This window comes from Gluconacetobacter tumulisoli, assembly GCF_014174155.1.
Classification (GTDB): Bacteria; Pseudomonadota; Alphaproteobacteria; order Acetobacterales; family Acetobacteraceae; genus Gluconacetobacter; species Gluconacetobacter tumulisoli.
This window is the reverse complement of record NZ_JABEQM010000006.1, coordinates 20,785-43,827: the sequence shown is the minus strand read 5'-3', so window position 1 is coordinate 43,827 and position 23,043 is coordinate 20,785. Positions and strand designations below refer to the sequence as shown.

General features: G+C 61.2%; 22 protein-coding genes and 1 pseudogene. 16 read left to right on the top strand and 7 right to left on the bottom strand.

What is annotated here, in order from left to right:
* The first annotated feature begins 104 nt into the window (after nucleotides 1-104).
* The 8 genes from purC to HLH28_RS08720 all read left to right on the top strand — a co-directional run bounded on the left by purC (nucleotide 105) and on the right by HLH28_RS08720 (nucleotide 5,535).
* A complete protein-coding gene (purC, locus tag HLH28_RS08755) occupies nucleotides 105-869 on the top strand; it encodes a phosphoribosylaminoimidazolesuccinocarboxamide synthase (protein WP_182943712.1) in 765 nt (254 codons plus the stop codon).
* Nucleotides 866-1,108 (top strand): phosphoribosylformylglycinamidine synthase subunit PurS, encoded by a 243-nt coding sequence (purS, locus tag HLH28_RS08750; RefSeq protein ID WP_182957787.1) that lies wholly within the window; start codon nucleotides 866-868, stop codon nucleotides 1,106-1,108. Before purC ends, purS begins: the two co-directional genes overlap by 4 nt.
* Nucleotides 1,105-1,488 carry a Rap1a/Tai family immunity protein gene (locus tag HLH28_RS08745; RefSeq protein ID WP_182957785.1) on the top strand — a complete coding sequence of 128 codons (384 nt, stop codon included), beginning with the start codon at nucleotides 1,105-1,107 and terminating at the stop codon, nucleotides 1,486-1,488. The genes purS and HLH28_RS08745 overlap by 4 nt, the downstream gene beginning before the upstream one ends.
* Nucleotides 1,485-2,186, top strand: a complete 702-nt coding sequence (gene purQ / locus HLH28_RS08740) for a phosphoribosylformylglycinamidine synthase subunit PurQ (RefSeq protein WP_182957782.1) — start codon at nucleotides 1,485-1,487, stop codon at nucleotides 2,184-2,186. Before HLH28_RS08745 ends, purQ begins: the two co-directional genes overlap by 4 nt.
* On the top strand, nucleotides 2,183-4,399 hold the full coding sequence (purL, locus tag HLH28_RS08735; RefSeq protein WP_182957779.1) for a phosphoribosylformylglycinamidine synthase subunit PurL: 2,217 nt from the start codon (nucleotides 2,183-2,185) through the stop codon (nucleotides 4,397-4,399). The genes purQ and purL overlap by 4 nt, the downstream gene beginning before the upstream one ends.
* 32 nt (nucleotides 4,400-4,431) lie before the next feature.
* Nucleotides 4,432-4,668: a BolA family protein gene (locus tag HLH28_RS08730; RefSeq protein WP_182957777.1), complete on the top strand. Its 237-nt coding sequence runs from the start codon at nucleotides 4,432-4,434 to the stop codon at nucleotides 4,666-4,668.
* Nucleotides 4,669-4,731: 63 nt separating this feature from the next.
* On the top strand, nucleotides 4,732-5,067 hold the full coding sequence (grxD, locus tag HLH28_RS08725; RefSeq protein WP_182957774.1) for a Grx4 family monothiol glutaredoxin: 336 nt from the start codon (nucleotides 4,732-4,734) through the stop codon (nucleotides 5,065-5,067).
* 201 nt (nucleotides 5,068-5,268) lie between these two features.
* The gene (locus HLH28_RS08720; protein WP_246395868.1) at nucleotides 5,269-5,535 is read left to right on the top strand and encodes a hypothetical protein; all 267 of its coding nucleotides are present in this window, start codon (nucleotides 5,269-5,271) and stop codon (nucleotides 5,533-5,535) included.
* Nucleotides 5,536-5,550: 15 nt separating this feature from the next.
* Here the strand turns inward: HLH28_RS08720 and HLH28_RS08715 are convergent, their stop codons facing one another.
* Entirely contained in the window at nucleotides 5,551-5,964 is a 414-nt protein-coding gene (locus HLH28_RS08715) for a YraN family protein (protein WP_182957771.1), read from the bottom strand.
* Between the two features lie 100 nt (nucleotides 5,965-6,064).
* Here HLH28_RS08715 and cls point away from each other — a divergent pair, with 100 nt between their 5' ends.
* Entirely contained in the window at nucleotides 6,065-7,483 is a 1,419-nt protein-coding gene (cls, locus tag HLH28_RS08710) for a cardiolipin synthase (RefSeq protein WP_182957769.1), read from the top strand.
* A gap of 6 nt (nucleotides 7,484-7,489) precedes the next feature.
* Here cls and HLH28_RS08705 read toward each other — a convergent pair whose 3' ends face one another.
* Together HLH28_RS08705 and HLH28_RS08700 are read right to left on the bottom strand one after the other, a co-directional pair.
* Nucleotides 7,490-8,197 (bottom strand): endonuclease/exonuclease/phosphatase family protein, encoded by a 708-nt coding sequence (locus tag HLH28_RS08705; RefSeq protein WP_182957766.1) that lies wholly within the window; start codon nucleotides 8,195-8,197, stop codon nucleotides 7,490-7,492.
* Complete coding sequence (locus HLH28_RS08700) at nucleotides 8,194-9,270, bottom strand: AI-2E family transporter (protein ID WP_182957764.1); 1,077 nt, start codon at nucleotides 9,268-9,270, stop codon at nucleotides 8,194-8,196. The genes HLH28_RS08705 and HLH28_RS08700 overlap by 4 nt, the downstream gene beginning before the upstream one ends.
* A 245-nt stretch (nucleotides 9,271-9,515) precedes the next feature.
* On the opposite strand from HLH28_RS08700, the gene HLH28_RS08695 reads away from it, so the two are divergent.
* The gene (locus HLH28_RS08695; protein WP_182957761.1) at nucleotides 9,516-10,394 is read left to right on the top strand and encodes a sulfurtransferase; all 879 of its coding nucleotides are present in this window, start codon (nucleotides 9,516-9,518) and stop codon (nucleotides 10,392-10,394) included.
* Nucleotides 10,395-10,444: 50 nt separating this feature from the next.
* The gene (metC, locus tag HLH28_RS08690; RefSeq protein WP_182957758.1) at nucleotides 10,445-11,629 is read left to right on the top strand and encodes a cystathionine beta-lyase; all 1,185 of its coding nucleotides are present in this window, start codon (nucleotides 10,445-10,447) and stop codon (nucleotides 11,627-11,629) included.
* Between the two features lie 72 nt (nucleotides 11,630-11,701).
* Here the strand turns inward: metC and HLH28_RS08685 are convergent.
* A pseudogene (locus tag HLH28_RS08685) lies at nucleotides 11,702-12,355 on the bottom strand (ATP-binding protein); the annotation flags it as partial.
* 93 nt (nucleotides 12,356-12,448) lie between these two features.
* On the opposite strand from HLH28_RS08685, the gene HLH28_RS08680 reads away from it, so the two are divergent.
* The 5 genes from HLH28_RS08680 (at nucleotide 12,449) to HLH28_RS08660 (ending at nucleotide 18,612) form a co-directional block, all read left to right on the top strand.
* Entirely contained in the window at nucleotides 12,449-13,198 is a 750-nt protein-coding gene (locus tag HLH28_RS08680) for a TnsA endonuclease N-terminal domain-containing protein (RefSeq protein ID WP_182957755.1), read from the top strand.
* A complete protein-coding gene (locus HLH28_RS08675; protein WP_182957752.1) occupies nucleotides 13,195-15,087 on the top strand; it encodes a Mu transposase C-terminal domain-containing protein in 1,893 nt (630 codons plus the stop codon). The genes HLH28_RS08680 and HLH28_RS08675 overlap by 4 nt, the downstream gene beginning before the upstream one ends.
* Before the next feature lie 81 nt (nucleotides 15,088-15,168).
* On the top strand, nucleotides 15,169-16,074 hold the full coding sequence (locus HLH28_RS08670) for a TniB family NTP-binding protein (RefSeq protein WP_182957749.1): 906 nt from the start codon (nucleotides 15,169-15,171) through the stop codon (nucleotides 16,072-16,074).
* On the top strand, nucleotides 16,071-17,219 hold the full coding sequence (locus tag HLH28_RS08665) for a TniQ family protein (protein ID WP_182957746.1): 1,149 nt from the start codon (nucleotides 16,071-16,073) through the stop codon (nucleotides 17,217-17,219). Before HLH28_RS08670 ends, HLH28_RS08665 begins: the two co-directional genes overlap by 4 nt.
* 394 nt (nucleotides 17,220-17,613) lie before the next feature.
* Nucleotides 17,614-18,612, top strand: coding sequence for a hypothetical protein (locus tag HLH28_RS08660; protein WP_182957744.1), 999 nt, complete (start codon nucleotides 17,614-17,616; stop codon nucleotides 18,610-18,612).
* Between the two features lie 654 nt (nucleotides 18,613-19,266).
* Here HLH28_RS08660 and HLH28_RS08655 read toward each other — a convergent pair.
* The 3 genes from HLH28_RS08655 to HLH28_RS08645 form a co-directional block, all read right to left on the bottom strand.
* On the bottom strand, nucleotides 19,267-20,010 hold the full coding sequence (locus tag HLH28_RS08655) for a hypothetical protein (protein WP_182957742.1): 744 nt from the start codon (nucleotides 20,008-20,010) through the stop codon (nucleotides 19,267-19,269).
* Nucleotides 20,003-20,821, bottom strand: coding sequence for a hypothetical protein (locus HLH28_RS08650; protein WP_182957740.1), 819 nt, complete (start codon nucleotides 20,819-20,821; stop codon nucleotides 20,003-20,005). Before HLH28_RS08650 ends, HLH28_RS08655 begins: the two co-directional genes overlap by 8 nt.
* Before the next feature lie 349 nt (nucleotides 20,822-21,170).
* Entirely contained in the window at nucleotides 21,171-22,946 is a 1,776-nt protein-coding gene (locus tag HLH28_RS08645) for a hypothetical protein (protein WP_182957738.1), read from the bottom strand.
* Between the last annotated feature and the right edge of the window lie 97 nt (nucleotides 22,947-23,043).

Here is a 23,043-nt window from a genome sequence, read left to right as displayed (position 1 = left end):
CGCGTGCAATCGTTGCTATGAGGCTCTCGCATTATCGAGACCTCGTTGGACGTCTCATCGGGAGGATGCCCGGGCATGCCTCCACAGCCGTATGAAGGACGAGTATGGCCCGCCGCCGTCAGCTCTATGAAGGAAAAGCCAAGATCCTCTTCGAGGGTCCGGAACCGGGAACGCTGGTCCAATATTTCAAGGACGATGCGACCGCCGGCAACGGCGCCAAGAAGGGTATCATCACCGGCAAGGGTGTCCTGAACAACCGGATCAGCGAGCATCTGATGCTGCGCCTCCATGATATCGGGATTCCCACCCATTTCATCCGCCGGCTGAACATGCGCGAGCAGCTGATCCGAGAGGTGGAGATCATCCCGCTAGAGGTCGTGGTCCGCAATGTCGCCGCGGGCAGCCTGGCCAAGCGCCTGGGCATCCCCGAAGGCACGCGCCTGCCCCGGACGATCATCGAATACTACTATAAGAACGACAGCCTGAACGACCCGATGGTGAGCGAGGAGCACATCACGGCGTTCGGCTGGGCCTGCACGAACGACCTGGACGACATGGTCGCGCTGACGATGCGGGTGAATGATTTCCTGTCCGGCCTGTTTGTCGGCATTGGCATCACGCTGGTCGATTTCAAGCTGGAATTCGGCCGTCTGTGGGAAGGCGAGGAGATGCGGATCGTCCTGGCGGACGAGATCTCGCCGGATAATTGTCGCCTGTGGGATGCGAAGACCAGCGAGAAGTTGGACAAGGACCGCTTCCGCCGGGACCTGGGACGGGTCGAGGAAGCATATCAGGAAGTGGCCTGGCGGCTGGGCATCCTGCCGGAAGCCACGAATTCCGACATGAAGGGGCCGGAGGTAATGCAATGAAGGTACGCGTGACTGTCATGCTGAAGGACGGCGTGCTGGATCCGCAGGGCAAGGCCGTGGCCCATGCGCTGCATGTCCTGGGGTTCGGCGGCGTCGGCGAAGTCCGTATCGGCCGCGTCATCGAGCTGGAGCTGGACGAGACCGACCCGGTCCAGGCGCGCGAGAAGGCCGATGCCATGGCGCGCGGCCTGCTGGCGAACCTGGTCATCGAGGATTTCGTGACGGAGGTCGTGGCATGACCACGGGACGCTCCACCCTTCTGCTTGCCGCGGGTCTGGCGCTCGGCCTGCCGGCGGGCTCGGCGCTGGCCCAGCGCGTATCCCCGCTTCAGGGCGGACGGTTCCTTCAGCTCTGCACCCGCGCGCCCAGCGTCGGGATCTGCGATGCCTATATTTCCGGGCTGGCGGACGCGGTGGCGCTGACGCATGTGTACGACAAGAACGAGGGCGACAAGACCGCGCCGACCGGCTTCTGCGTCGCCTCCGGCGTCAGCAGCGCGGAGATGCGGACCAAGGTCGTGACATGGCTGAAAGGCCATTCGGACCAGCTGACCAGCCCCGTTGGTGGCCTGGTCTTCACCGCCCTGCATGAATCCTATCCCTGCGGCGGTAGCAAATGAAGGCGGGGATCGTCGTTTTTCCCGGGACGAACCGGGAACGGGACATGGCGATCGCGCTCCGGACCGTGACCGGGAAGGCCCCGGCGATGATCTGGCATCGTGAGACCGAACTGCCGGACCTGGACCTGGTCGTGCTGGCCGGTGGATTCAGTTACGGCGATTATCTGCGCTGCGGCGCGATGGCGGCCCACGCCCCGATCATGACCGCCATCCGCGGCTTTGCCGAAGCCGGCGGTCATATCCTGGGCGTCTGCAATGGGTTCCAGATCCTGACCGAGGCCGGGCTGCTGCCCGGCGCATTGCTGCGCAACGCGGCGCTGCGGTTCCTGTCGCAGGATTGCCATCTGCGGGTGGAACGCAACGACACGCCCTTTACCCGCAACTGGACGACGGGCGACGTGTTCCGCACCCCGATGGCACATGGCGACGGGAATTACATCGCCGATGCCGACACGATCCGGGCCCTGGACGACGAAGGCCGGGTTGCGTTCCGATATGCCCGGCCCGACGGCCGGGTCGATCCCGGCGACAGGCTGAGCAATCCCAACGGCAGCATAAACGCGATCGCAGGCGTGCTGAGCGCCAACCTGCGCATCTGCGGCATGATGCCGCATCCCGAAGACCTGGTTGATCCGCTGATGGGCGGGGAAGACGGAAAACCCCTGTTCGAGGGGCTGGTGGAGGCTCTGGTCCGATGAGCAGCGGTAGCGCGGGGCAGAAGCCCGTCGATCAAGGCCTGGCGCAGGAATTCGGCCTGACCGCCGATGAATACGGCAACGTCCTGTCGATCATGGGACGCACGCCGACCCTGACCGAACTGGGCATCTTTTCGGTGATGTGGTCGGAGCATTGTTCCTACAAATCGTCGCGCGTGTGGCTGAAGACGCTGCCGACCACCGCACCGTGGGTGATCCATGGCCCGGGCGAGAATGCGGGCGTTGTCGATATCGGGCAGGGGCTGGCTGCCATCTTCAAGATGGAAAGCCATAACCACCCGTCCTTCATCGAACCCTACCAGGGCGCGGCTACCGGCGTCGGCGGCATCCTGCGCGACGTCTTCACGATGGGCGCGCGCCCGGTCGCCAACCTCAACGCGCTGCGCTTCGGCAGCCCGGACAATCCGCAGACCCGTCGTATCGTCGATGGGGTGGTGCGCGGCGTCGGCGGCTACGGCAATTGCGTCGGCGTGCCCACGGTGGGCGGCGAGATCAATTTTCATCCGGCCTACGACGGCAATCCCCTGGTCAACGCCATGACGGTGGGCGTCGCGCGCCAGGATCGGATTTTCCTGTCCGCCGCGGCCGGCGTCGGCAATCCCGTCATCTATGTCGGGTCCAAGACCGGCCGCGATGGTATCCACGGCGCCACGATGTCATCGTCCGAATTCGACGAGGACGCGCTGGCCAAACGTCCAACCGTGCAGGTGGGCGATCCGTTCGTGGAAAAGCTGCTGATCGAGGCGTGCCTCGAACTGATGGCGACGGATGCGATCGTGGCCATCCAGGACATGGGGGCGGCTGGCCTGACGTCCTCGTCCGTCGAAATGGCCGGCAAGGGCGGGGTGGGGATCGACCTCGACCTCGACGCCGTGCCGCAGCGCGAACGCGGCATGACCGCGTACGAAATGATGCTCTCCGAAAGTCAGGAACGCATGCTGATCGTGATCCGGCCCGACCGGACCGAGGTTGCGCGCGCGATCTTCGACAAGTGGGAACTGGATTTCGCGGTGATCGGCCATCTGACGGATACCGGCCATATCGTGGTCCGTCACCAGGGACAGGTCGAGGCCGATATCCCGCTGGATCCGTTGGCCGAACAGGCCCCGATCTATCGCCGGCCGACCGCGCCGTCGCCCGCGCCGGCACCGCTGGGGCCCATCACCGACCCGATCGGGATCGAGCAGGCCCTGATCCGCCTGATCGGCTGCCCCGACCTGGCGTCGCGCGCCTGGGTTTACAACCAGTACGACAGCACGGTCGGCGGACAGACGGTCAAGCGTCCCGGTGCGGCGGATGCCGCGATCGTCAAGATCGAGGACACCTCCATCGGGCTGGCGCTGACTACGGACTGCACGCCGCGCTATTGCCGCGCCGACGCCCGCATGGGCGGGGCCCAGGCGGTGGCAGAGGCCTGGCGCAATATCGTCGCGACCGGCGCGCGCCCGCTGGCGGTCACCGACAACCTCAATTTCGGGTCGCCGGAAAAGCCCGAGGTGATGGGCCAGTTCGTCTCGGCCATCGAAGGCATGGGCGAGGCCTGCCGCGCGCTGGATTTCCCGGTCGTCAGCGGCAATGTCTCGCTCTACAACGAAACGCGTGCGCCGGATGGATCGTCGGTATCGATCCTGCCGACGCCGGCCATCGGCGGGCTGGGCGTGCTGGACGACGTCACCGCGGCGATCGGCCTGTCGATGCCCGCCGATTGCACGCTCGTCCTCGTGGGCGCCACGGCGGGCGAACTGGGCCAGTCGCTGTGGCTGCGCGAGGTTCATGGGCGCGAGGACGGGCCGCCGCCGACGCTGGACCTCGCGGCCGAACGCCGGAATGGCGATTTCGTCCGGGCAAGGATCCTGGCGGGTGACATCTTGGCATGCCACGACGTCGCCGACGGCGGCCTGCTGGTCACCCTGGCGGAAATGGTCATGGCTGGCGATGTCGGCTGCGTGCTGCTGGCCCCGCAGTCCGGCATGCGACCCGAGGCTTTCTGGTTCGGCGAGGATCAGTCACGATATGTTGTGGCGGTTCGCGACGTAGACGCCTTTACCCTCGCCGCGACGCAGGCCGGTGTGGAAACGCGGGTTCTGGGCCATTCGGGCGGCAGCGGTTTGACATTGCCCAGTGGCGCCACAATATCGACGGCGCGGCTGAATGCGGTCAATTCGGCGTTTTTCCCCGCCCTGATGGACCAGTAGGCGTAACGCGCCGGAGAAGGAGTTCCCCGCCGATGGCAATGACGGCACAGGAAATAGAAGACTATATCCGCACCGCCTTGCCGGACGCCTCGATCAGTATCGAGGATCTGGCCGGTGATGGCGATCATTATGCCTGCACGGTGGTCTGCGAATCCTTTCGCGGATTGTCGCGTGTGCGCCAGCATCAGATCGTGTACGCGGCGTTGCAGGGCCATATGGGCGGCAAGCTCCATGCCCTGGCGCTGCAGACAAGTGCTCCGGACCGATAAGACGACCCGATAAGAAAACAATCGCGCGGCCGCCCCCGGCTGCCCTTCGGACAGGACCGAACCATGGCTGACACCATTACCCAGCGTATCCAGAACGAGATCGATACCAATCCGATCATGCTGTACATGAAGGGCAACGCCCTGTTCCCGCAGTGCGGCTTCTCGGCCCGGGTGGTGCAGATCCTGACCCACATGGGCGCCCCGTTCCAGACCGCAAACGTTCTGGAAGATCCGGAACTGCGCCAGGGGATCAAGGATTTCTCGAACTGGCCGACGGTGCCGCAGCTCTATGTCAAGGGCGAGTTCATCGGCGGCTGCGACATCGTGACCGAGATGTTCCAGACCGGCGAACTGGAAAAGCTGTTCGAGGAAAAAGGCATCGTTCCCGCATCGGCGTAAGAGTACACCGCCTCGGGGCTGGAAAGGACGGACCGGATATTCATCCGGTCCGTTTTTTTATACCATTTTCCAACGTGGCTCTTGTCGCCGCACCGGGCTTTCGCCTAGCCTCGGCCCACCCGGTTGGTGATGAGGACAATGATGCTTCAGGTCGTGATCAGAAAAGTCGCCCTGTGCGTGGTCGGAACAGGGAGCCTTCTGATGGCTGTCGGAACTCATTCGGCACGGGCGCAGCATCTGGTCACCGATTACGAAGCAGGCCGCCTGACGCTCGACGCCCTGACCGCAGCGCCGCCACCGGTGCGGCATGTGGTCTACAGCCGGCCCGTCCATGCCCTGCCAACCCTGGCCCATCACGCCTCGGCCATGGCAACCGTCCGCAGCCGGGGACTGGTGCATAACATTGTCTACCATCCGCATGCGGCCGTACATCACGCGGCGGCGCGCAAGGCACGTCACCGGACCTGAGAGTCTGTTCTTCCCTTATTCCAGCCTGAAGGCGTCAGCGATCTGGTGAACGGTATCGTCTGCCGTCACCACCATGACGTCGAAACGCATTTCGTCATAAATCCACCCGGGGTTTTCGGCGCACAGCATGGACGCCGCGTCGATCAGACGGCGAATCTGGCGGGCACCGAGACTGGACGCCGCCAGCGAGAATGTCGGACGGCATTTGACCTCGACGAAGATCATCATGCCGCCTCGCACGGCAACCAGGTCGATTTCGCCCCATGGGGTACGGGCACGATGTTTCAGGATCGTCCAGCCTTCACCCGCCAGCCTTTCCATCGCGACCTGTTCGGCGCGTCGACCGCGCCGATATGCGGCCGCCCCGGCAATACGCCGTGCCGTCGGGCCGGCCGTTTCCTGTCCGTCCGTTCGCCGTGAATTTACCATGCCCCGTTCTTGCCGCCTGAACGCCGTCGCGTAACGACGGTGACCCATCCGGGCAGATTCGGCAATCCCGTCAGGCTGCATGTTGGATCGAAGTGGTTTCATGTTTCCCATTTACCTGCAGACGTTCCTGTATCTTGTCCTGGCGACGCGGGTGGTCGTTGCGGGAACGGTCAGCCTGCATGTGCTTCTGACGAAACGCGATGTCGGCGCGTCCATCGGCTGGATCGGGATCGCGGTGCTGATGCCGCTGACCGGCGGCGCGCTCTACGCGATGTTCGGTATCAATCGCGTCCATCGACGGGCGCGCAAATTGATCGGGCGACAATCCTGGCACAGTCGCACCCTGACCTCGCGCTGGAAGCGGGCAGAGCAGGGCGGCTTCGCCCCACTGGCGGACATGGTCAGCAAGCTGACCGGACGCCCGCTGATGGCGGGGAACAGCATCCGCATGCTGCATGATGGGGACGAAGCCTATCCGCAGATGCTCGATGCCATTGCGAACGCCACCACCAGCGTCTTGCTGTGTTCCTACATCTTTCGCGACGACAAGGTGGGCGCGCGGTTCGTGGCCGCACTGGTCGCCGCCCATCGGCGGGGCGTGGCCGTCCGCGTGCTGGTCGACGGCGTCGGCAGCGGTTACTTCCGATGCCCCATCGCCCGTGCGCTGCATGCCGCGGGCGTCCCGGTCGGACGATTCATGCATTCCATGCTGCCCTGGCGCATGCCGTTCATCAACATGCGCAACCACAAGAAGATCCTGGTGGCGGACGGACGCGTGGGATTCCTCGGCGGCCTGAACATCGGGCAGGAAAACCTGATCGCCAGCCGGCCCGCACATCCGGTTTCGGATACGCATTTCCGTATCGAAGGGCCGATCATCCACCAGTTGACCGAGGCATTCGCCCAGGACTGGTCCTTCACCTCCGGCGAGGACCTGCATGCCGATCCGTTCTTCCCGGACGTGAGTCGAAGCGGCGAGACCCTGACGCGCATCGTCACCGCCGGCCCGGATTCCGACCTCGAGAAGATCGAATACACGATGCTGCAGGCCATCACCCTGGCCCGTCGTTCCGTCCGCCTGATGACCCCCTACTTCCTGCCGGGCGAACGATTCCTGACGGAACTGGCGCTGGCGGCGCTGCGTGGAATCGAGGTCGATATTGTCGTTCCCCGGCACAGCAACCACACCTTGATCGACTGGGCGCGTGCGGCCAATCTGCCGCGCTTCCTGGATTCAGGCTGCCGGGTCTGGCAGGCCAGCCCGCCGTTCAATCATTCGAAACTGATGGTGGTGGACCGGCATTGGACGTTCGTCGGCAGCTCCAATCTCGATGTCCGGAGCCTGCGGCTGAATTTCGAAATCAATCTGGAGGCCTATGACGACGCGCTGGCTGGCATGATCGACGATTTCGTCGTCCGTCACCGGCACGATCGCCTGACCCATCACGATCTGGACCGACGTCGGCTTCCCATCCGGATCCGCGACGCCGGGGCCCGGCTTCTTCTTCCCTATTTGTAGTCTTCCTTATTTGTAGCCCGACAGTTCCAGCCGGACCGTAATCGGGCGATGATCGGACACGTAATTGTCCAGCACCCGCGCCTCGGTGCAGGTGAGGCCCCGAACCAGGCAGCGATCGATACGGATCGGCACCATGTCCACCATGCGATGGGTCGGGGCCCGCGGACCGACATCGCGGAAATGCGGCATCATGGTGGGCCCGACAAGATTGAAATCACCCAGGACGGCCGCGTGCGGCGGCAGGATTTCCGCGATACGGCGCAATTGCCGCCGGTTCATGATCTGGCCGTGCGACAGATGGACGTTCGCAACCGTGAATGTAAACGGCGCGCATTCGATCATCTGGGCAACACGCCTGACCAGTGGCCCGGACGGCAGCGTGCAGGCCAGGGGGGGGCGACGAAAGGGCCACGGGCTCCAGCACGCGACGCCATGGATCCGGCCGGGCAGCGGGGCCCGGGCATAATAGCCGCCGATCAGGCCGGGCAGGGCATCGAAATCGGACGTCGCCTCCTGCATCAGCAGCAGATCGGGTGTCTCTTCCTCGATCAGGTGGATGACATCACGCGGCGTGGCGCCGACCCGCCGCAGCAGGTTCCAGCTGACGATCTTGCGTTCGGACCCACTTGCGGTCGCGGGCAGATGGATCGGGCGCGGGCGCTGCCCAGGGGGCAGGGGAACCGACACGTACGAGGAAGGACGGGCGAGGGTCATGATTCGAAAAAAGGCTCCTGTAGCGGGTCGCCGTGTCGCGCGCGCCCGGATCCATTGGCGGCGAATTCCGCCGTCAGCGTGTAGCCGACGCCCAGCAGTACCGGCCCAAGGAAGATCCCCAGCCCCCCGAACGTCCACACCCCGCCCAGTACACCGAGAACCGTCAGCAGATAAGGCAGTTGCGCACCGCGCGAGATGAACATGGGACGGATGATATGATCCGCGCCGGAGATGATGACGATTCCGTAGATGATCAGAAAGACGCCCCAGCCGACATGATGGGAGAGAAGCAGGGCGACAGCCCCCGGAATCCAGATCAGCGGGGCGCCGATCGGCAGGACAGCCACGAACGCCGCGATCCCGCCGAACAGCACGGGATAGGGCAGGCCGGTGATCGCGAAGCCGATCCCCGTCAGGATTCCCTGGACGATGGCCGTTCCCAGGATACCGTAGACCGTTCCCCTGATGGTCCGGCCGATGATGTTCAGGATGCGATCGGCATACGATCCGGCAATCCGCCGGATGATCGCGGCAAAGGTAGCACCGAGCGAATCCCCGCCCAGCCAGAAGAAAAACGCGATGAACAGCGCCATGCCCAAATGCGCAAGGCCGCTTGCGATCAGCATCAGGCCGGCAAGCATGGATTGCGCGATGCTGCCGGCATAGGGGCGGATCATGCGTTCCGCATGTCCCAGGTCGGTTCCCCAATGGGTCCAGATATCGGCCAGGTCGGGGCCGAAATGCGGAATACGCGACAGCCACAGGGGCGGCGGGGGCAGGTGGATCGATTGGGTCACCGTGCCTACCAAATTCTCGATGGTTCCCGGCAGGTCGGCGATGCTGCTGGAAACGACCAGACCGAAAGGCAGCACCACGACCAGCGCCGACAGGATGGTCATGCCCATCGCGGCTAGGACAGGGCTGGACTGCCGGCGCAACCGGACATGGATCGGCCAGGTCGAGAATGTCAGGATCGCCGCCCAGAGCAGCGCGGACATGAACGGATAGAGAATGGCGCCGCACCCGAAGGCCACCCCGCCCAGCAACAGCCCCATCATGATGCGTTCGGCCATGCGCTCCCGCCATTCCGTCCGGTGCCGGACGGCATCCGGCATGACCTGATGATGTGGCAGACCGGCAGGGCGGTAAAGACCCGGCCACGCCGCGTCCGTCATTCGTTCGCGGTCGTGATGACGCGGGGCCGCACGGGGCCGGACCAATGGCAGTTGATCGCCGCACGCACGCTCCGGTAAGGACAAGGACAGGATCGGTCGACGGCGCGCGTCTGTTGTGCGCCGGACCGGTGAGGGACCTGCGCATGCATCCTCTGATTTCGCCGGCCCGACTTCTGGACGGCCTGTCCTCACCTGGCCTGGTTGTCCTCGATGCCACGCTCGCCTTGCCGGGGGAGGAGTTCGACCCCGTGCAGCGATTCAGCCAGGCCAGCATTCCCGGCGCCAGATATTTCGATATCGAGCTGTTCTCGGATCCGGATTCGGCCCTGCCGCACATGATACCATCGCAGGCGCGATTCGAACGGCTGGCACGGGCCCTGGGGATCAGCGGCGACTCCCGTATCGTCTTCTACGACCAGGGCAACGCGGCGTCGGCGGCACGCGCGTGGTGGCTGGCCGGACTGTTCGGCCTGGATCGCGTGCAGGTCCTCGATGGCGGGCTGCCGGCCTGGCTGCGTGCCGGGGGGCCGGTACAGCCGGGGCCGATGCCGGGGGAGGCCGGTTCCGCCGAGACGACAACCGCCACCTTCCAGGCCGCCCCCCGGTTCGGAAGGGTACGGGGGCTGGGCGACATGCGCGATGCCATCGGACGGGACGACGTGCTGATCCTCGACGCACGCTCCCGGGGCCGGTTCGAAGGCACGGCGCCGGAGCCACGCGCCGGCCTGCCGTCGGGCCATATGCCCGGTGCGGCCAGTTTGCCTTACGGCGATTTGCTCGATGAAAGCCGGGCCTTCCTGCCATGCACGGCGCTACGGCAACGCTTCGTGCGCGCGGGCGTCACCGACGGCCGGCCCGTGGTCACGACATGCGGGTCCGGCTTGTCGGCATCCGTCCTGTCGCTGGGTCTTGCGGCATGCGGCTGGAGCCTGCATGCCCTTTATGACGGGTCATGGGCCGAATGGGCGGCGACCCCGGGGGTGCCGATCGAGACAGGCCCGGGACGGAGTGAGATGGCGTGACGTTAGACCGCGACGCATTGCATCGAAAAGTTTCGCGCGGATGGCGGGAAATGGCGACGCTGCTGGTCCAGGTGGCCCGCGATCTGCCGACGAACCAGGCCGGCGCGCTCGTGAACCCGGCGGTGACGCGGGGATCGACGGTCCTGTTTCCCACGATCGATGCCATGCAGCGCAATGGCCAGCGACGCTATGACCATGAACTGATCTATGGCGCGATGGGAACGCCCATCCAGCATCAGCTTGAGACCGCGATCGCGGCCGTCGAGGGCGCACGCCATACCCAGATCGTATCGTCGGGTCTGGCGGCCTGCACGACCCCGCTGCTGGCTTTCCTGGGCAGGAACGGCCATTGCCTGATCCCGGATTCGGTCTATGGCCCGACGCGACGATTCGCGAATACCGTGCTGCGCCGCTTCGGGGTGGAGACGACCTATTATCCGCCGACGATCGACGCATCCGGCCTGCACGCCGCGATGCGCCCCAATACCCAGATCGTGTTCACCGAAAGCCCTGGCAGCCATACGTTCGAGGTCCAGGACATCCGGATGATCGCTGACGTGGCCCATGAACATGGCGCACGGGTGATGCTGGACAACACCTGGGGCATCGGCGTGTTCCAGCCCTTCCGGCACGGCGTCGACATTTCAATCCAGGCCCTGACCAAATATCCGTCAGGCCATTCCGACACCATCGTCGGCGCGGTATCCGTCGCGGATGAACAGGATTGGCATGTGCTGCGCGACACCTGCATCCAGATCGGGCAGGTGGCCGGGCCGGACGATTGCTGGCTGACGCTTCGGGGCCTGCGCACCATGGGCGCCCGCCTGGAAAAGCAGTCCCGCGCGGCCATCGATGTTGCCTTGTGGCTGGCCCAGCGGCCGGAAGTCAGCCGCGTGCTGCATCCGGCGCTGCCGTCTTGTCCGGGACATGTCCTGTGGGAACGCGATTTCACCGGTGCGTCGGCGCTGTTTGGCCTGGTGTTCAAACCGGAATACGCAATGGCGGACATGACCGCGATGATCGAATCCCTGACCATGTTTGGCCTGGGGGCGTCGTGGGGCGGCTACGAAAGTCTGGTCCTGCCTACGACCCACGGCATCACCCGATCATACCCCGTGCCAGGCGACGACGGTCCTGCCTGCCGCCTCCATATCGGGCTGGAAAACCCGGACGACCTGATTGCCGACCTGGCGGCGGGACTGGACGTCCTGTCGGGTAGATCCAGGACTGAATGAACGGGCAGGGGGAATAACTGCCTCCGGCCTGCCGCTCCCAACAAACGCAATTCTTCCTGGCCGGATGATGTCCTATCGCCGGTTCGGCCGTCGCAGCCGGTACCCCACGGCCTCGGCCACATGGGGCTGCGCGATTTCCTCGTCGCCTGCCAGGTCGGCGATCGTCCGGGCGACCCGCAGCAGCCGCGTGAAACCGCGCGCGGACAGATGCAGCCGCTCGGCCGCCAGCACGGCGTAATCGCGCGCGGCGGCGGCGGTGGGAAACAGGTCCGGCGCGACCTCGGCATTGTACAGGCCGTTCTGGCGTGCTTTCTGCCGTGCACGGGCTGCCGCAACCCGTGCCGCCACCACCGCGCTGGTCTCGCCGGTCGGCAGGCCGGCCAGTTGCGACGGCGGCACGGGTTCGACGTGCACGGCCACGTCCATCCGGTCCAGCATCGGGCCGGAAATCCGCGACACGTAATCCTCGCCGCAGCGCGGGGCCTTCCGGCATTCCTGCGCGGCATCGCCGAGGTAGCCGCACCGGCAGGGATTCATCGCGGCAATCAACTGGAAGCGGGCAGGGTAGGTCACATGGGCGGATGCGCGTGCGATAGTGATCGTCCCGGTTTCGATGGGCTGCCGCAAGGCCTCGAGCGCAGGGCGCGAAAATTCGGGCAGTTCGTCCAGAAACAGAACGCCGCGATGGGCCAGGCTGACCTCGCCCGGCCGGACCCGGCTGCCACTGTAAACTCTCATGGATAACTGCACTGTAGGTCGATTTTGCGGCCCTGTTCCAACTACGGATAATTGCACTAGAAACCATGGATGACTGCGCCAATGGACGAATTACAAAGATTGCTTGCACTGGTTCCAGCCAAACCGGCGCGCACGGTTAGCTACGGGCATCGCGGAAATCGCGGACGCATGTCCTTTCTCGGCCAGTCTGTAGATCATGAGTCCCATCTCGAGCGCGACTTTCTCCTCATTATGCAGTTCGACCCAACGCTCGCCGCCATCCGCGCCCAGCCCTTCACCATCCCCTGCGTCGGAGCCAATGGCAGGCAGACCCGCTACACGCCTGATTTTCTCACAATCCACAAAGGCTCCCGCCCGCGCGGCTTCGTGGTCGAGATCAAGCCCATGGCCGACCTCCGACGGGACTGGCGCACGCTCAAGCCTCGCCTGCACGCGGGACGCACTTTTGCCCACGAGAACGGCCTGGCCTTCGAGCTCCTAACGGAGCGCCAGCTCCATCGCTGGCCGCTCGACGCCTATCATTTTCTGGCTCCATTCAGAACTCTGCCGGACGACGATTCCATGGAGGAGCACCTGGTCCACACGCTCGCCGGCATCGGCCCTTCGACGCCGCAGAGACTGCTTGCGGCCGCGTTCATGACCGAGTCAAATCGGATCCAAGCTATTCCTCACATGTGGAAGCTGGTCGCCACACGCCGGATTATGGCGGGGCTCGATGAGGGCCAGATCGACATCAGGACCACGCCCCTCTGGATTGACCGGGATTCCGACTGGCGGCGCTGCAATCCATATTCACGCAAGCACCTCATGCAAACGGAAACCGACCGATGACACCGAACCCCAGGTTTCTCGACATATCGAAAGGAGCGATGGTCCAGGTCGGGCAGGCCCGATACCGGATCGAAGCGCAGACCTCCGAGCAGACCGTTCTTGCCCAGAAAGCGGACGATGGCCGATACGAGACCCTGCGTATCGCGACGCTCTCCCCGGCCACCGAAACGGCAGCCGTCATGCCGAACGCCCATGATCTCGTGGCGGACGCCCCCGCCTACGCGACTGCCCAGCAGCGTCTGGAAATCATCAGGCCCCTTGTCGGCGCCGTGGTGAGGCCGCGATCACAGGTCGAGGCCGTGGCCGCCTCGGCCGGCAGAAGCGTGCGCACGATCTACAACTGGCTGTCCGCCTATCACGACGCGCCGCAACTCTCCTCGCTCATTCCTACTCCGCGCGGCCCGGCGCCAGGGCAGAAGACGCTCGATCCCAGGCTAGACGCCATCATTGATCACGCCATCGAAACGAACCTCAAGGTGCCCCAAAGAAAACGGGTGAGCCACGTCATCGAGGCCGTCGAGGACGCCTGCCAGAAAGCCGGGATCGAGCCGCCTCATGCCAACACCATTCGTCGCAGGGTAAAAACCATTCCCCGCGCGGAACTCCTTCAAAGCCAGGGGCGATCGGACGAGGCGGATGCGTTCCGGCCGATGATCGGTAGCCTTCCTGGCGCCGTCGCCCCGCTGTCCATCGTGCAGATCGATCATTCCGAGGCCGATGTCATGATCGTCGACGAGGCGTTGCGTCTACCTCTGAACAGGCCGTGGATCACCGTCGCCATTGACGTCCATACTCGCATGATCGTCGGATTAGTCGTCTCCATGGAAGCTCCGAGCGCGTTCGCGGCGGGACGGTGCATTGCCCAGGCCATGACGCCCAAGGATGAATATCTCCGGGAACAGGGGGTTCCCGGAGACTGGCCGGCATACGGAAAGCCTCACATCGTCCACATGGACAACGCCAAGGAATTCAGGGGCGAAGTCCTGAAGACTGCCTGCGCCGAGTACGGCATCGACATCCAGTTCCGCCGGGTCAAAACCCCGCGTTACGGTGGTCATATCGAACGGCTCATGCGAACCTTGGGCGAGGCCATCCGCGAACTGCCGGGCGCCACCTTCTCCAACCCGAAAGAACGGACCGGCTACGACTCAGACGCGAAGGCCGTCATGACGCTCGCCGAATTCGAGTCCTGGCTCGTCGATCACGTCGTCAACCGCTATCACCAGCAGCCGCACTCCCGGCTCGACGGAATGCCTCCGATCGAGAAATGGCGACAGGGCATCGAGCGCATCGGGCTGCCCAGACCGCCGAGCGACCCGCAACGATTGCAGCTCGACTTCCTGCCGTTCGAATGGAGGACCATGGGACGCAGAGGCATCATCATCGACCACCTCCACTACTATGAGAACGAACTAAGGCACTGGATCGGCAGGACCGATCCGGGCCAGCCCAAACAGCTCATGAAATTCCTGATTCGGGTAGACCCCCGCGACATCTCTCGGGTCTGGTTTCTTGACCCGGACAGAAGAGAATATCTGCCCATTTCGACCCTCGACAAAACCAGGCCGCCCATCAGCCGCTGGGAATGGAAAGCGGTGCAGCGGCAACTTCGATCCGAGGGAGCCAAGGCCGTGGACGAACCGCTCCTATTCAGCACTTACGATCGCCTCCGCAAGCGCGCGGAAGAATCTGCCATAAAGACCAAGGCCGCACGGAAGGTCCACCAGCGCGCCGCAGATACTCGCAGACACGCCGCCTCGGCCAGGAAACCGTCAGTCAGACTCCCGGCCGGCAATGATGCCAGAAAGTCGGACGCGCCAGCGCCCACAACGAAAGTCCCGAGCCTGTTCGACATCCCTGTCGAGCCGTTTGACGACATCGACGCCTGAAAGAAGTGGTTGTTTCGCTAGCCAAGGGGCGACTGTTAGCATGCAAAGGCACATAGCATGAACAACGCTTGTGGAAAACCAATGTCTGCTGATCAGGATAAGGAACTGCACCATCTGGCGCCGAGCACGCGAAACGTGCTGGACCTGACGGTGGAAGAGCGCGTCTGGTTCGCCCGCGAGGATCGCTGGATCGGCTACTCGGCAGCGAACGCCGCGCTCGCCGCCATGGCCGATCTGGTGCGCAGGCCTCGCACTACGACATCTCCCGCCATGCTGCTTCTCGGCCGCCCTGGGAACGGCAAAACAACTATTCTTGAAAGGTTTGCGTCACAGTTCCAGCCGCGAACCACGCAAAACGGCGACCTCGTTGTTGATGTTGTGCGAATGGCCATGCCGGCCGGAGCCACGGAAAAGGACCTGTGGTCGGAACTGCTGCAAGCTTGTCAGACCTGCCACCGAGCCACTGACCCAGCCGCGCTGCTGCTGCGTCAGGCCTACGCCGTTCTGGGCACGCTCGAACCGAGGATCATTATCAGCGACGAGATCAACAACCTCCTATCCGGCTCCGGCGTCAACCAACGCCTCATCCTGGGCAAACTCAAGGATCTGACGAATCGCTTCAGGATGCACCTGATCCTTGCCGGCACCCAAGACGCGCAAGCCGCCGTTCTTAGCGACGAACAGCTCAAGCGCCGCCTCGACCGCTTCGAATTACCGAAATGGACCCTTAATGCCGAATTCCTGCGCCTGCTACGCAGCCTCGAGAAGGTCTTACCACTCCCAGCCCCCTCAGGCTTGGCGGACCAGCAGGCCGCGACTCTCATCAGCTTGCGAACCGACGGCAGCATCGGCAGCATCGCACGCCTGGTCAAGGAGGCGGCGGTTCTAGCTATTCGGAACGGACGCGATCGCATTGATCTGGACATGTTGCAATCCGTCCGCGTCGAAACCGACGATGCGCGCAACGAAAGGGCGCGCAGCCTGTGACGAACAAAAGCTGGACGCGCCGCCTACCACCGTTGCCCGGCGAACTGCTATCCTCCTGCCTTACCCGAAACGCATTCGCGCACGGCTTGTCGCCTTATCGCTTTCTGAACCTCATCTGGGACCACGATCCCGTCTGGAACCGCGATTTCGATCGTGATCCAGAAACCCTTCTCCGGATGAACCGGACCCCAGAAGCAAGAACCTGGCTGGACGACATCGCCGAACGTCTTAGTGTTCCCTATGAAACCGTGATTGGCGCAACTCTAACGGGCTGGCGGGAGGTCCTCGGGACGAACATCGCGGTCAGTGCCGCCGACAGCCGGCTCATTCTGTCCGCCGGTATCTACCATCGGACGCGAACCCGCCATGCACTTCAGTATTGCCCCAACTGCCTCGCCGACGGCATCCCGTATTTCCGACGGGAATGGCGACTTGGATTCTCCACTTGGTGCTCGGGTCATGGTCGGCCGCTTCGGGACGCCTGCCCGCACTGTGATGCCGCCGTGATCCCGCACCGCTCCATGTCCATTCGCTTGATCGATTGCCACCAATGCGGCAGGGACCTTACCAAGGGGGGGCGGGAGATTCGGGGGGGACCCGTCCCGCAGTCCGCGCGACGCTTGCAGAATCAACTGCTTGATCTTCTGGCCCAAGCGGATCGGAGGCCGACAGCTTTCGCATGGCTGGAAACGGGACGGGCCGAACTCCCGTTAACAGTCCGGGGCCTCATCGCCGCATCAGCACCGTGGTCAGCATATTCTACGCTCCGTGAGGCGCTCGGTCTCGCGCCAACCACGACATACGATGATGCCGACCGTCGGCGTTTCGAGCACGCGCGGTTTGCTGTCCGGACGCCATGGCTGGAAACGGTGGCAGCCTGGATGGAGAACTGGCCCCGCAATTTTTTCCTCGGCGCGGAGGCCATCGGCGCTAGCCATCGAACCTTTGCGCGGTGTCCCATGTCCCAAACCCTCGCGCGGCAGGTCGCCCAATTACCAGCACGGCGCAAGGCGGCCCGGAAGCAGTGGAAACCAATCCTGAACGAACCGGTCATCAACCGTCTTCGCCGGACGGACCGGACCGCCTACAGTGCGCTCCGTGCATGCCGAATCTTGCACGCTATCGGCGTCCATACCGATGCCTGATCCGCACGTCACCCGCAGGATCTGCTCGCGCTGCATCAAGTCGTTCACCAAGGCGGGCCGGATCGTTAACGGCAAGCCGGTCTGTCCGACATGCGGCAACGCAACTCGCCCTCCTGTGATCTGTGTGGCCTGCACCCGCTCGACGAGGCGTCCCGTCCGATCGGAGGCACACGGTGGTCTCATCTGCGAGCCATGCGCTCGCCGTAACACCCATGCGACATGCAGCGTCTGCCGTCGGCACCGGCCGATTTCACGGAGGAATGATGACGGATATCCCCTCTGCCGTGACTGCGCAGGGGCCGTGCCCGTCACCCATAGCTGTCCAATCTGCGGTCGTACGATTCCTGGTGGCGGTCTCACACCTTGCGCGTCATGCGGGCTGCGCCGCCGCACGATGCGGGCGGTCCACGCAGCGGCGGAAGATCTCCGGCAGTCCTGGGCGAAGGAACTCCTCATCGCTTTCCATGAGTCGCTCGACTATGGACGCATGCCCGGCGATATGACGCGACGCGTGGCTGCCAGCGCCACCTTCCTCGCGTCGCTGGATAGTGTTCTGTCCCGCCCAACGGAGATCGACCAAACGACGCTGATCGATCTCCACGGCCGCGAAGGGCTGCGCCGGCAGGAAAGGCTGGTCACATTCCTGGTAAAGCGGCTTGGACTCTCATGGGACGCCCGGGCCGGTGCCGTGCATTCCGCACGCAGAGTCACCTTGGCGGCGTTGAACGAATCGATTGACGCAGGCTGGCACGAAGATCTGGTCGCGTTCTCCGCGACCCTTAGACAGTCAGCGAGGCCTCTCTCCGATCGCACAGTGAAGTCCTACGTCAGCGCCGCGCGGGGTCTACTGGAAGCCGCCGGGATCGAGCATGCATCGGATTTGACCCAGCGTCATGTGAAGAGCTGGCTACGGCACCGGCCCGGCAGGACCAACGACGTGTACTGCTTCTTGTCTTGGCTCAAGGAAGCCGGCGGCCCGGAACTCGAAGTTCGGTTCCGCGCCGGAAAGACGGTCCGCGTGCGCGAGTGCGCCACGCTGCGAAAAGCGAAAACGTTTATCGACCAATTGACCGCTTGCGACGACCCGCGAAAAGGCCGCGCACTCCTCGCATGGGCCATCACCACAATCCACGGCGTCCGGCTCGAAAAGGTACTGGCCATGCGCAGGAACGATGTGGTCCCAAAAGTGGACCGCGTCGAACTACGGATTGACGATACGATCGTGGATCTCTGTCCAATCCTTTCGAACGCTTTTCTCCGGTTCGCCGACAGATCGGCTGACATGCCTTTTGCCGGCCGCGCAGGCATCGCCCCGTACTCCGTCGATAGCGCGCGTTATTTTCTTCGTGGAACTCGCATCAAGAATATCAAAAAGGCCAGCTACCGAGCTTGATCCCCCCAGATGCCTGGCGGGCGCCGATTATCAGGACCGCGAAGGTAACATGTTCAGTCTGAGCAACGGCGTCTCGGATAGGCGGCCTTTCCAAGCATTAAATGATACCTCCGTGCCTGTCTTGGCGAAGCTCTGATGGTTGACTACACGAGGCCGAACAAAATGACGAACAGGACAAAATCACGTCCGGAATCGCTTGTTCGTTTGCGTGAGGGTAGAAAATACTCACGAGAATGTCTCGATATTCTCTTTGCTTCTGCTTGGAGGTAATATTTAGTTCTGGGTCAAATCCCAGAACTGAATGACTCCGAAAATTTGGAATCCCATCCGGTATCACCAAGAATATCGGACAACCCTCTTCATTTTTTTCTTGTTTTATTTCTGATTCAAAGGCAACTAAAATTCCCCTAAGCCGAAATTTCGGATTTTTTAGTGCCTGCGGCGATATTACTTGATCATTTATTTCATTTGGGCTGCTAAAATATAACCGCACTACTGAGCAACTGCATTTTACCAAATCGTCTTTTTTTAGAGTTGCAGAAGGATCAAAAACACCGTGTGGAAAATGCCTTGGGTAGGATACCACAAGACCGATTTTCTCATCACAATCGTGCTTTTCATAAGACCAAACGCTGGGCATCGTACATTAAGCCATTAAAGCGACATTAATTTCATCGTGGACTCACCCGATTTGAGCGAAGTGTCACAGCTTGGAGAGTATTGCTTTCCATGGAAAGCGGATACTATCTGGGTCAATCCTCTGATAATTGCGTTATTTTTAGTATCAATATTTCCAGACCCCGAATTCCTAAACTTGAATGTAACATCGGATTTATCGTCTTGGTCTACATATATAATGAAATAGCGGCCAGCTGTGCGCCAACTGATAAGGACATCCCCATCGAGTGAGGGGGAAATCATTGGAGGTTCAAGCACAGGATCTGCTTGATAGAGTTGACAAACAAGCGTTACTGTTTTGTCCACCACGGCACGACTTGGCCGAGGATAACCAGCTTCTTCATCTCCTTTAAAGCTCTGTAACAGCCCTATTCGCTTCGTCACCTCAGCATTCATTTTGCTTAGACGATCTAAAGATCTCCCTACGTCAAACACATATGCTGACGTAGAATCTTTAGCTGTCATCAAATTAAATTTTGCAGTATTATTCTCTACACCACTCTCTGTTGTTGAAAAATTCATACATAAATCGTTTAATGAAGAATATTCTTTATAATCAACAGAATCCGTCGAATAAAAAATTTCCGGACGATTCTCGATTGCTGACGAATTTGCACGAAAACTCTTGAGCATGGGACGCTCTACAGCATAAATTTTTTTATCACTGCAAAATTTCCATAGATTTTTATTTTCACATGACAATTTTTTATTATCAGTCATGGAATAATCCTCTGGACATGCCAATCGCCTGGCGTATAAATTGATTCTTTATTTCCTGTAAATCATCTTGACGCAGCACGACTTGGTTTTTTACATCAGTATTGATGTCAATCGTCAGTTGTAGCCATACTTCATTTGAGGTTGCCGGTTCAATAACAAGCGCAGGGTCGAAACGAGCAGTCGCAACGGCCCAAGAGAATATCCGATTTAAAGGTATCCCCCCCTGAATTTCTACAACAGTGGGGTAATTTATTTGAAGCATAAAATCCTTCGTTTTGGGATATCGAGCAGTAGTCCAATCTATTTTACGTGATAACTCGGCATAGGCGTCTTCAGCCGATGAATATGGAATAAATAACAATGCACCCAAAGCTAAACGTGTAATATCAGCGCATTGATCCAAGAGCGGCCATCCCGCGTCTACAAATTCCTGAATATTGGAAATATTTCCCAGTGCCGCCTCGCTTACTCTTCCCTCTAACGCAGCCGCGAGAGGGTCAACTGGACCTTGCATCGTCAAATCTACCCGATGAAGTTGCTCAAGCAATTCGAACCGCGTTATTCCAGCTACACCAGCTCGACGTCTAAAGCCTCCCTGTAAGCGCTTTTCATCAAATTCAGGCTCTATTCCAGTTAGGCCTTCGAATAGGGCTTCAGAGCCCTCGCTTCTCAACGCCTTGAGGAGCGGTGAAAAAGCAGTAAGCCTCACATGTTGCAGGAACCATTCGGTCATCACTAAACCTACCGCAAATTTATTGCGCCATTTGAGCAACACAAGTCGACAATTTTGATTATTATAGCATTTTTGCATCAAATCACAAATTTTCAATATTTTGCGGTTATTTTTTCATTTTCGACTAGATGTGGTGGTTGATCTGCAATTTGTCGGGAATTCGCTCTGTTACACTGCCACCCTCAGGATGTGCTATTTTCGCAGCAGTGTTGCTGTGTGGTCCGTTTCATCGAAACCTTAACTGAAGTCGATCGCCATGTGTGACGTTGAGAGGAAGGGAATGCCTTCTGAAAAAGGGACTGTGCTCCGTTAGGGCCATCTCGATCCAGACGCCAAAGATGAGCTTGACGTGTTTCTGGAAGCAAGAAAAGGAGATGAAGAAAGCTTATTTCACCCAAGCCCATAATTGCACGATCCTGAAAAAACATTATTCAGATGCGACAGGCCCGGATCTGTTCTGCAAAATAAATGAGCGAATCGAACGGCTTGCCGAAGCAATACGTATGGCACCGGTGTCGTAATAGGCATGCCGAAACGCCTTCGCCGCAAACGTCCCTTTGTCCACATCCCCGAGCTTCCATACCCCTTTCTCCTTCACCGCTGACATCAGGAGACGACCGATAGCGTCTTCCAAGTAATCAGGCCGAACTTTCAAAAGAAGATAGCAGAATCCGTCAGAATGCTTTCCAACAGGAAGTCGCCGTTCGAGTTCGAGCCAAAAGACTTTTTCTTGGCCCAACGTGATCTCGATCACCAAGCAGGTACGCCGATTTCCATCGCGCAGAAAAGAGAACGCAGCCCGCTTCGCTTTAATCTCAGCCGGCAAATCCCATGCTTCGAGGCCAGACACCGTCCTCCATGGCCGGTCCAAAGGAATGACTGGCATCCAGGATGTAATGTCCCTCGTGCGCAGAAGCTCGTTCAGGACGGTCCCCACCGCATCGAAGCCAAGGGATGCTCGCACCTCGGGGAGATGCGCGAAAGAACCCACGGGCCGATGGCCACGCTGATGCATTGCTGTCGAGCCGACGTTCGTGGGTTCCAGCACCGTGAGACGCCTTCGCCGCTCAGCTTCGGGCCGCATCGGAGGATCCAGCGGCAAGCGAGAAACCTCCGGAAGTCCCTCTATGGCAGCGGCTTCGCAAGGCGACTGTCGCTCGATGGCCGCCGAGGAAGGCGGTTCGGCGATGGACAGCGCAATCGGCTCGGACGTCGACTCCTCCACGATGGGCGCGGTCTGCACGAACGGAGTCCTATCTTTCATCTCCCGATCGGATGATCGCTTGACAGTGTAATTATCCAGCCGGAAACGCACCGGGACTCTCATCTCATGAAGGCCGGTTATCCTTACCGCCGAGATTCTCAGCATGAGGAACCGGCTCGTTCCTTCCCGGTTACTCAGCTTCAAACCTTCGCCAGAAAGTTCAATTCCTTCAAATCCATACGGGATCATCGCCTGAAGGCGATGGTCGTTCTGAAGCAAGCCGGATCTGAGCTGGTTTCTTACCGCAGCTCCGGCGTCCGTCCACCGATAGGCCGCCAGAACCGCGGCCGATGCCCCCGTTAGGCCTGTGCGCAGACCGACCCGCCATTCGGTGGGGGTCTTTTCGCAGAAAGATTCGTTCAGGAGCTTTCCGGCGACATCCTTCCATTCCCCCGACAGGATCACATTGGCCAGTAGCCTTTCCGGAGCGCAGAATACCCGGAATACCTCGGATGCCGGAATGATGACCTCGCAGCCACCATAGACCAGTCGCAGGCAAAACGAGTTTCTCACATTTCCAAGCGGATAGCTCGTAGTAGGGAGAACGGTCCAGCGGACCGAAGCCCATTCCGGCGTTTCCACCGGACTATTGGCCGCGATAAGTTCAGCGTCGCGGGACGGTCCCAGCGATCGACGTTCGAACCGTTCCATCCGGAGGTCACCTACGTGCTCGCCGTCCAGAAACACCATTCCTAATCGAAGGGCGGGCAGGGAGCCCACAACCACCTCATGCCGTGTAATAGGCGCGCCACTGGCGGCGACTACGGCGAGCGTCAGCAGGTTTTCTGGATTCGGAGCGTCGGGGAGGGTGACGAGATGTGCTTTGATCGTCGGCGATCCGGTCGGACCGTGGAGATCGAGCCCATCAATCCACCTCAGCCAGCGGTGACGGCCATCCATCGGAAAACCGTCATATCGAAGTCTTCCTGAATCGGTCATGGAGCCGATCGCTCACGCGAATCTGGGCTGGTTGTCGGTCCGACAGCCGGTTTAGCCAGTCCGTTATTCGAATGAGAAATCAAAATACAGGATGCCC

Excerpts from the sequence above, each read along its gene's own strand:
- HLH28_RS08660 (WP_182957744.1), top strand. The coding sequence starts at position 17,614 with ATGCGGGCGGTCCACGCAGCGGCGGAAGATCTCCGGCAGTCCTGGGCG.
- HLH28_RS08700 (WP_182957764.1), bottom strand. The coding sequence starts at position 9,270 with ATGGCCGAACGCATCATGATGGGGCTGTTGCTGGGCGGGGTGGCCTTC.
- HLH28_RS08695 (WP_182957761.1), top strand. The coding sequence starts at position 9,516 with ATGCATCCTCTGATTTCGCCGGCCCGACTTCTGGACGGCCTGTCCTCA.
- metC (WP_182957758.1), top strand. The coding sequence starts at position 10,445 with ATGGCGACGCTGCTGGTCCAGGTGGCCCGCGATCTGCCGACGAACCAG.
- HLH28_RS08650 (WP_182957740.1), bottom strand. The coding sequence starts at position 20,821 with ATGCAAAAATGCTATAATAATCAAAATTGTCGACTTGTGTTGCTCAAA.
- grxD (WP_182957774.1), top strand. The coding sequence starts at position 4,732 with ATGGCTGACACCATTACCCAGCGTATCCAGAACGAGATCGATACCAAT.
- HLH28_RS08715 (WP_182957771.1), bottom strand. The coding sequence starts at position 5,964 with ATGGTAAATTCACGGCGAACGGACGGACAGGAAACGGCCGGCCCGACG.
- HLH28_RS08680 (WP_182957755.1), top strand. The coding sequence starts at position 12,449 with ATGGACGAATTACAAAGATTGCTTGCACTGGTTCCAGCCAAACCGGCG.
- purL (WP_182957779.1), top strand. The coding sequence starts at position 2,183 with ATGAGCAGCGGTAGCGCGGGGCAGAAGCCCGTCGATCAAGGCCTGGCG.
- HLH28_RS08675 (WP_182957752.1), top strand. The coding sequence starts at position 13,195 with ATGACACCGAACCCCAGGTTTCTCGACATATCGAAAGGAGCGATGGTC.
- HLH28_RS08745 (WP_182957785.1), top strand. The coding sequence starts at position 1,105 with ATGACCACGGGACGCTCCACCCTTCTGCTTGCCGCGGGTCTGGCGCTC.
- HLH28_RS08705 (WP_182957766.1), bottom strand. The coding sequence starts at position 8,197 with ATGACCCTCGCCCGTCCTTCCTCGTACGTGTCGGTTCCCCTGCCCCCT.
- purS (WP_182957787.1), top strand. The coding sequence starts at position 866 with ATGAAGGTACGCGTGACTGTCATGCTGAAGGACGGCGTGCTGGATCCG.
- HLH28_RS08645 (WP_182957738.1), bottom strand. The coding sequence starts at position 22,946 with ATGACCGATTCAGGAAGACTTCGATATGACGGTTTTCCGATGGATGGC.
- HLH28_RS08730 (WP_182957777.1), top strand. The coding sequence starts at position 4,432 with ATGGCAATGACGGCACAGGAAATAGAAGACTATATCCGCACCGCCTTG.
- purC (WP_182943712.1), top strand. The coding sequence starts at position 105 with ATGGCCCGCCGCCGTCAGCTCTATGAAGGAAAAGCCAAGATCCTCTTC.
- purQ (WP_182957782.1), top strand. The coding sequence starts at position 1,485 with ATGAAGGCGGGGATCGTCGTTTTTCCCGGGACGAACCGGGAACGGGAC.
- HLH28_RS08720 (WP_246395868.1), top strand. The coding sequence starts at position 5,269 with ATGGCTGTCGGAACTCATTCGGCACGGGCGCAGCATCTGGTCACCGAT.
- HLH28_RS08670 (WP_182957749.1), top strand. The coding sequence starts at position 15,169 with ATGTCTGCTGATCAGGATAAGGAACTGCACCATCTGGCGCCGAGCACG.
- cls (WP_182957769.1), top strand. The coding sequence starts at position 6,065 with ATGTTTCCCATTTACCTGCAGACGTTCCTGTATCTTGTCCTGGCGACG.
- HLH28_RS08655 (WP_182957742.1), bottom strand. The coding sequence starts at position 20,010 with ATGACTGATAATAAAAAATTGTCATGTGAAAATAAAAATCTATGGAAA.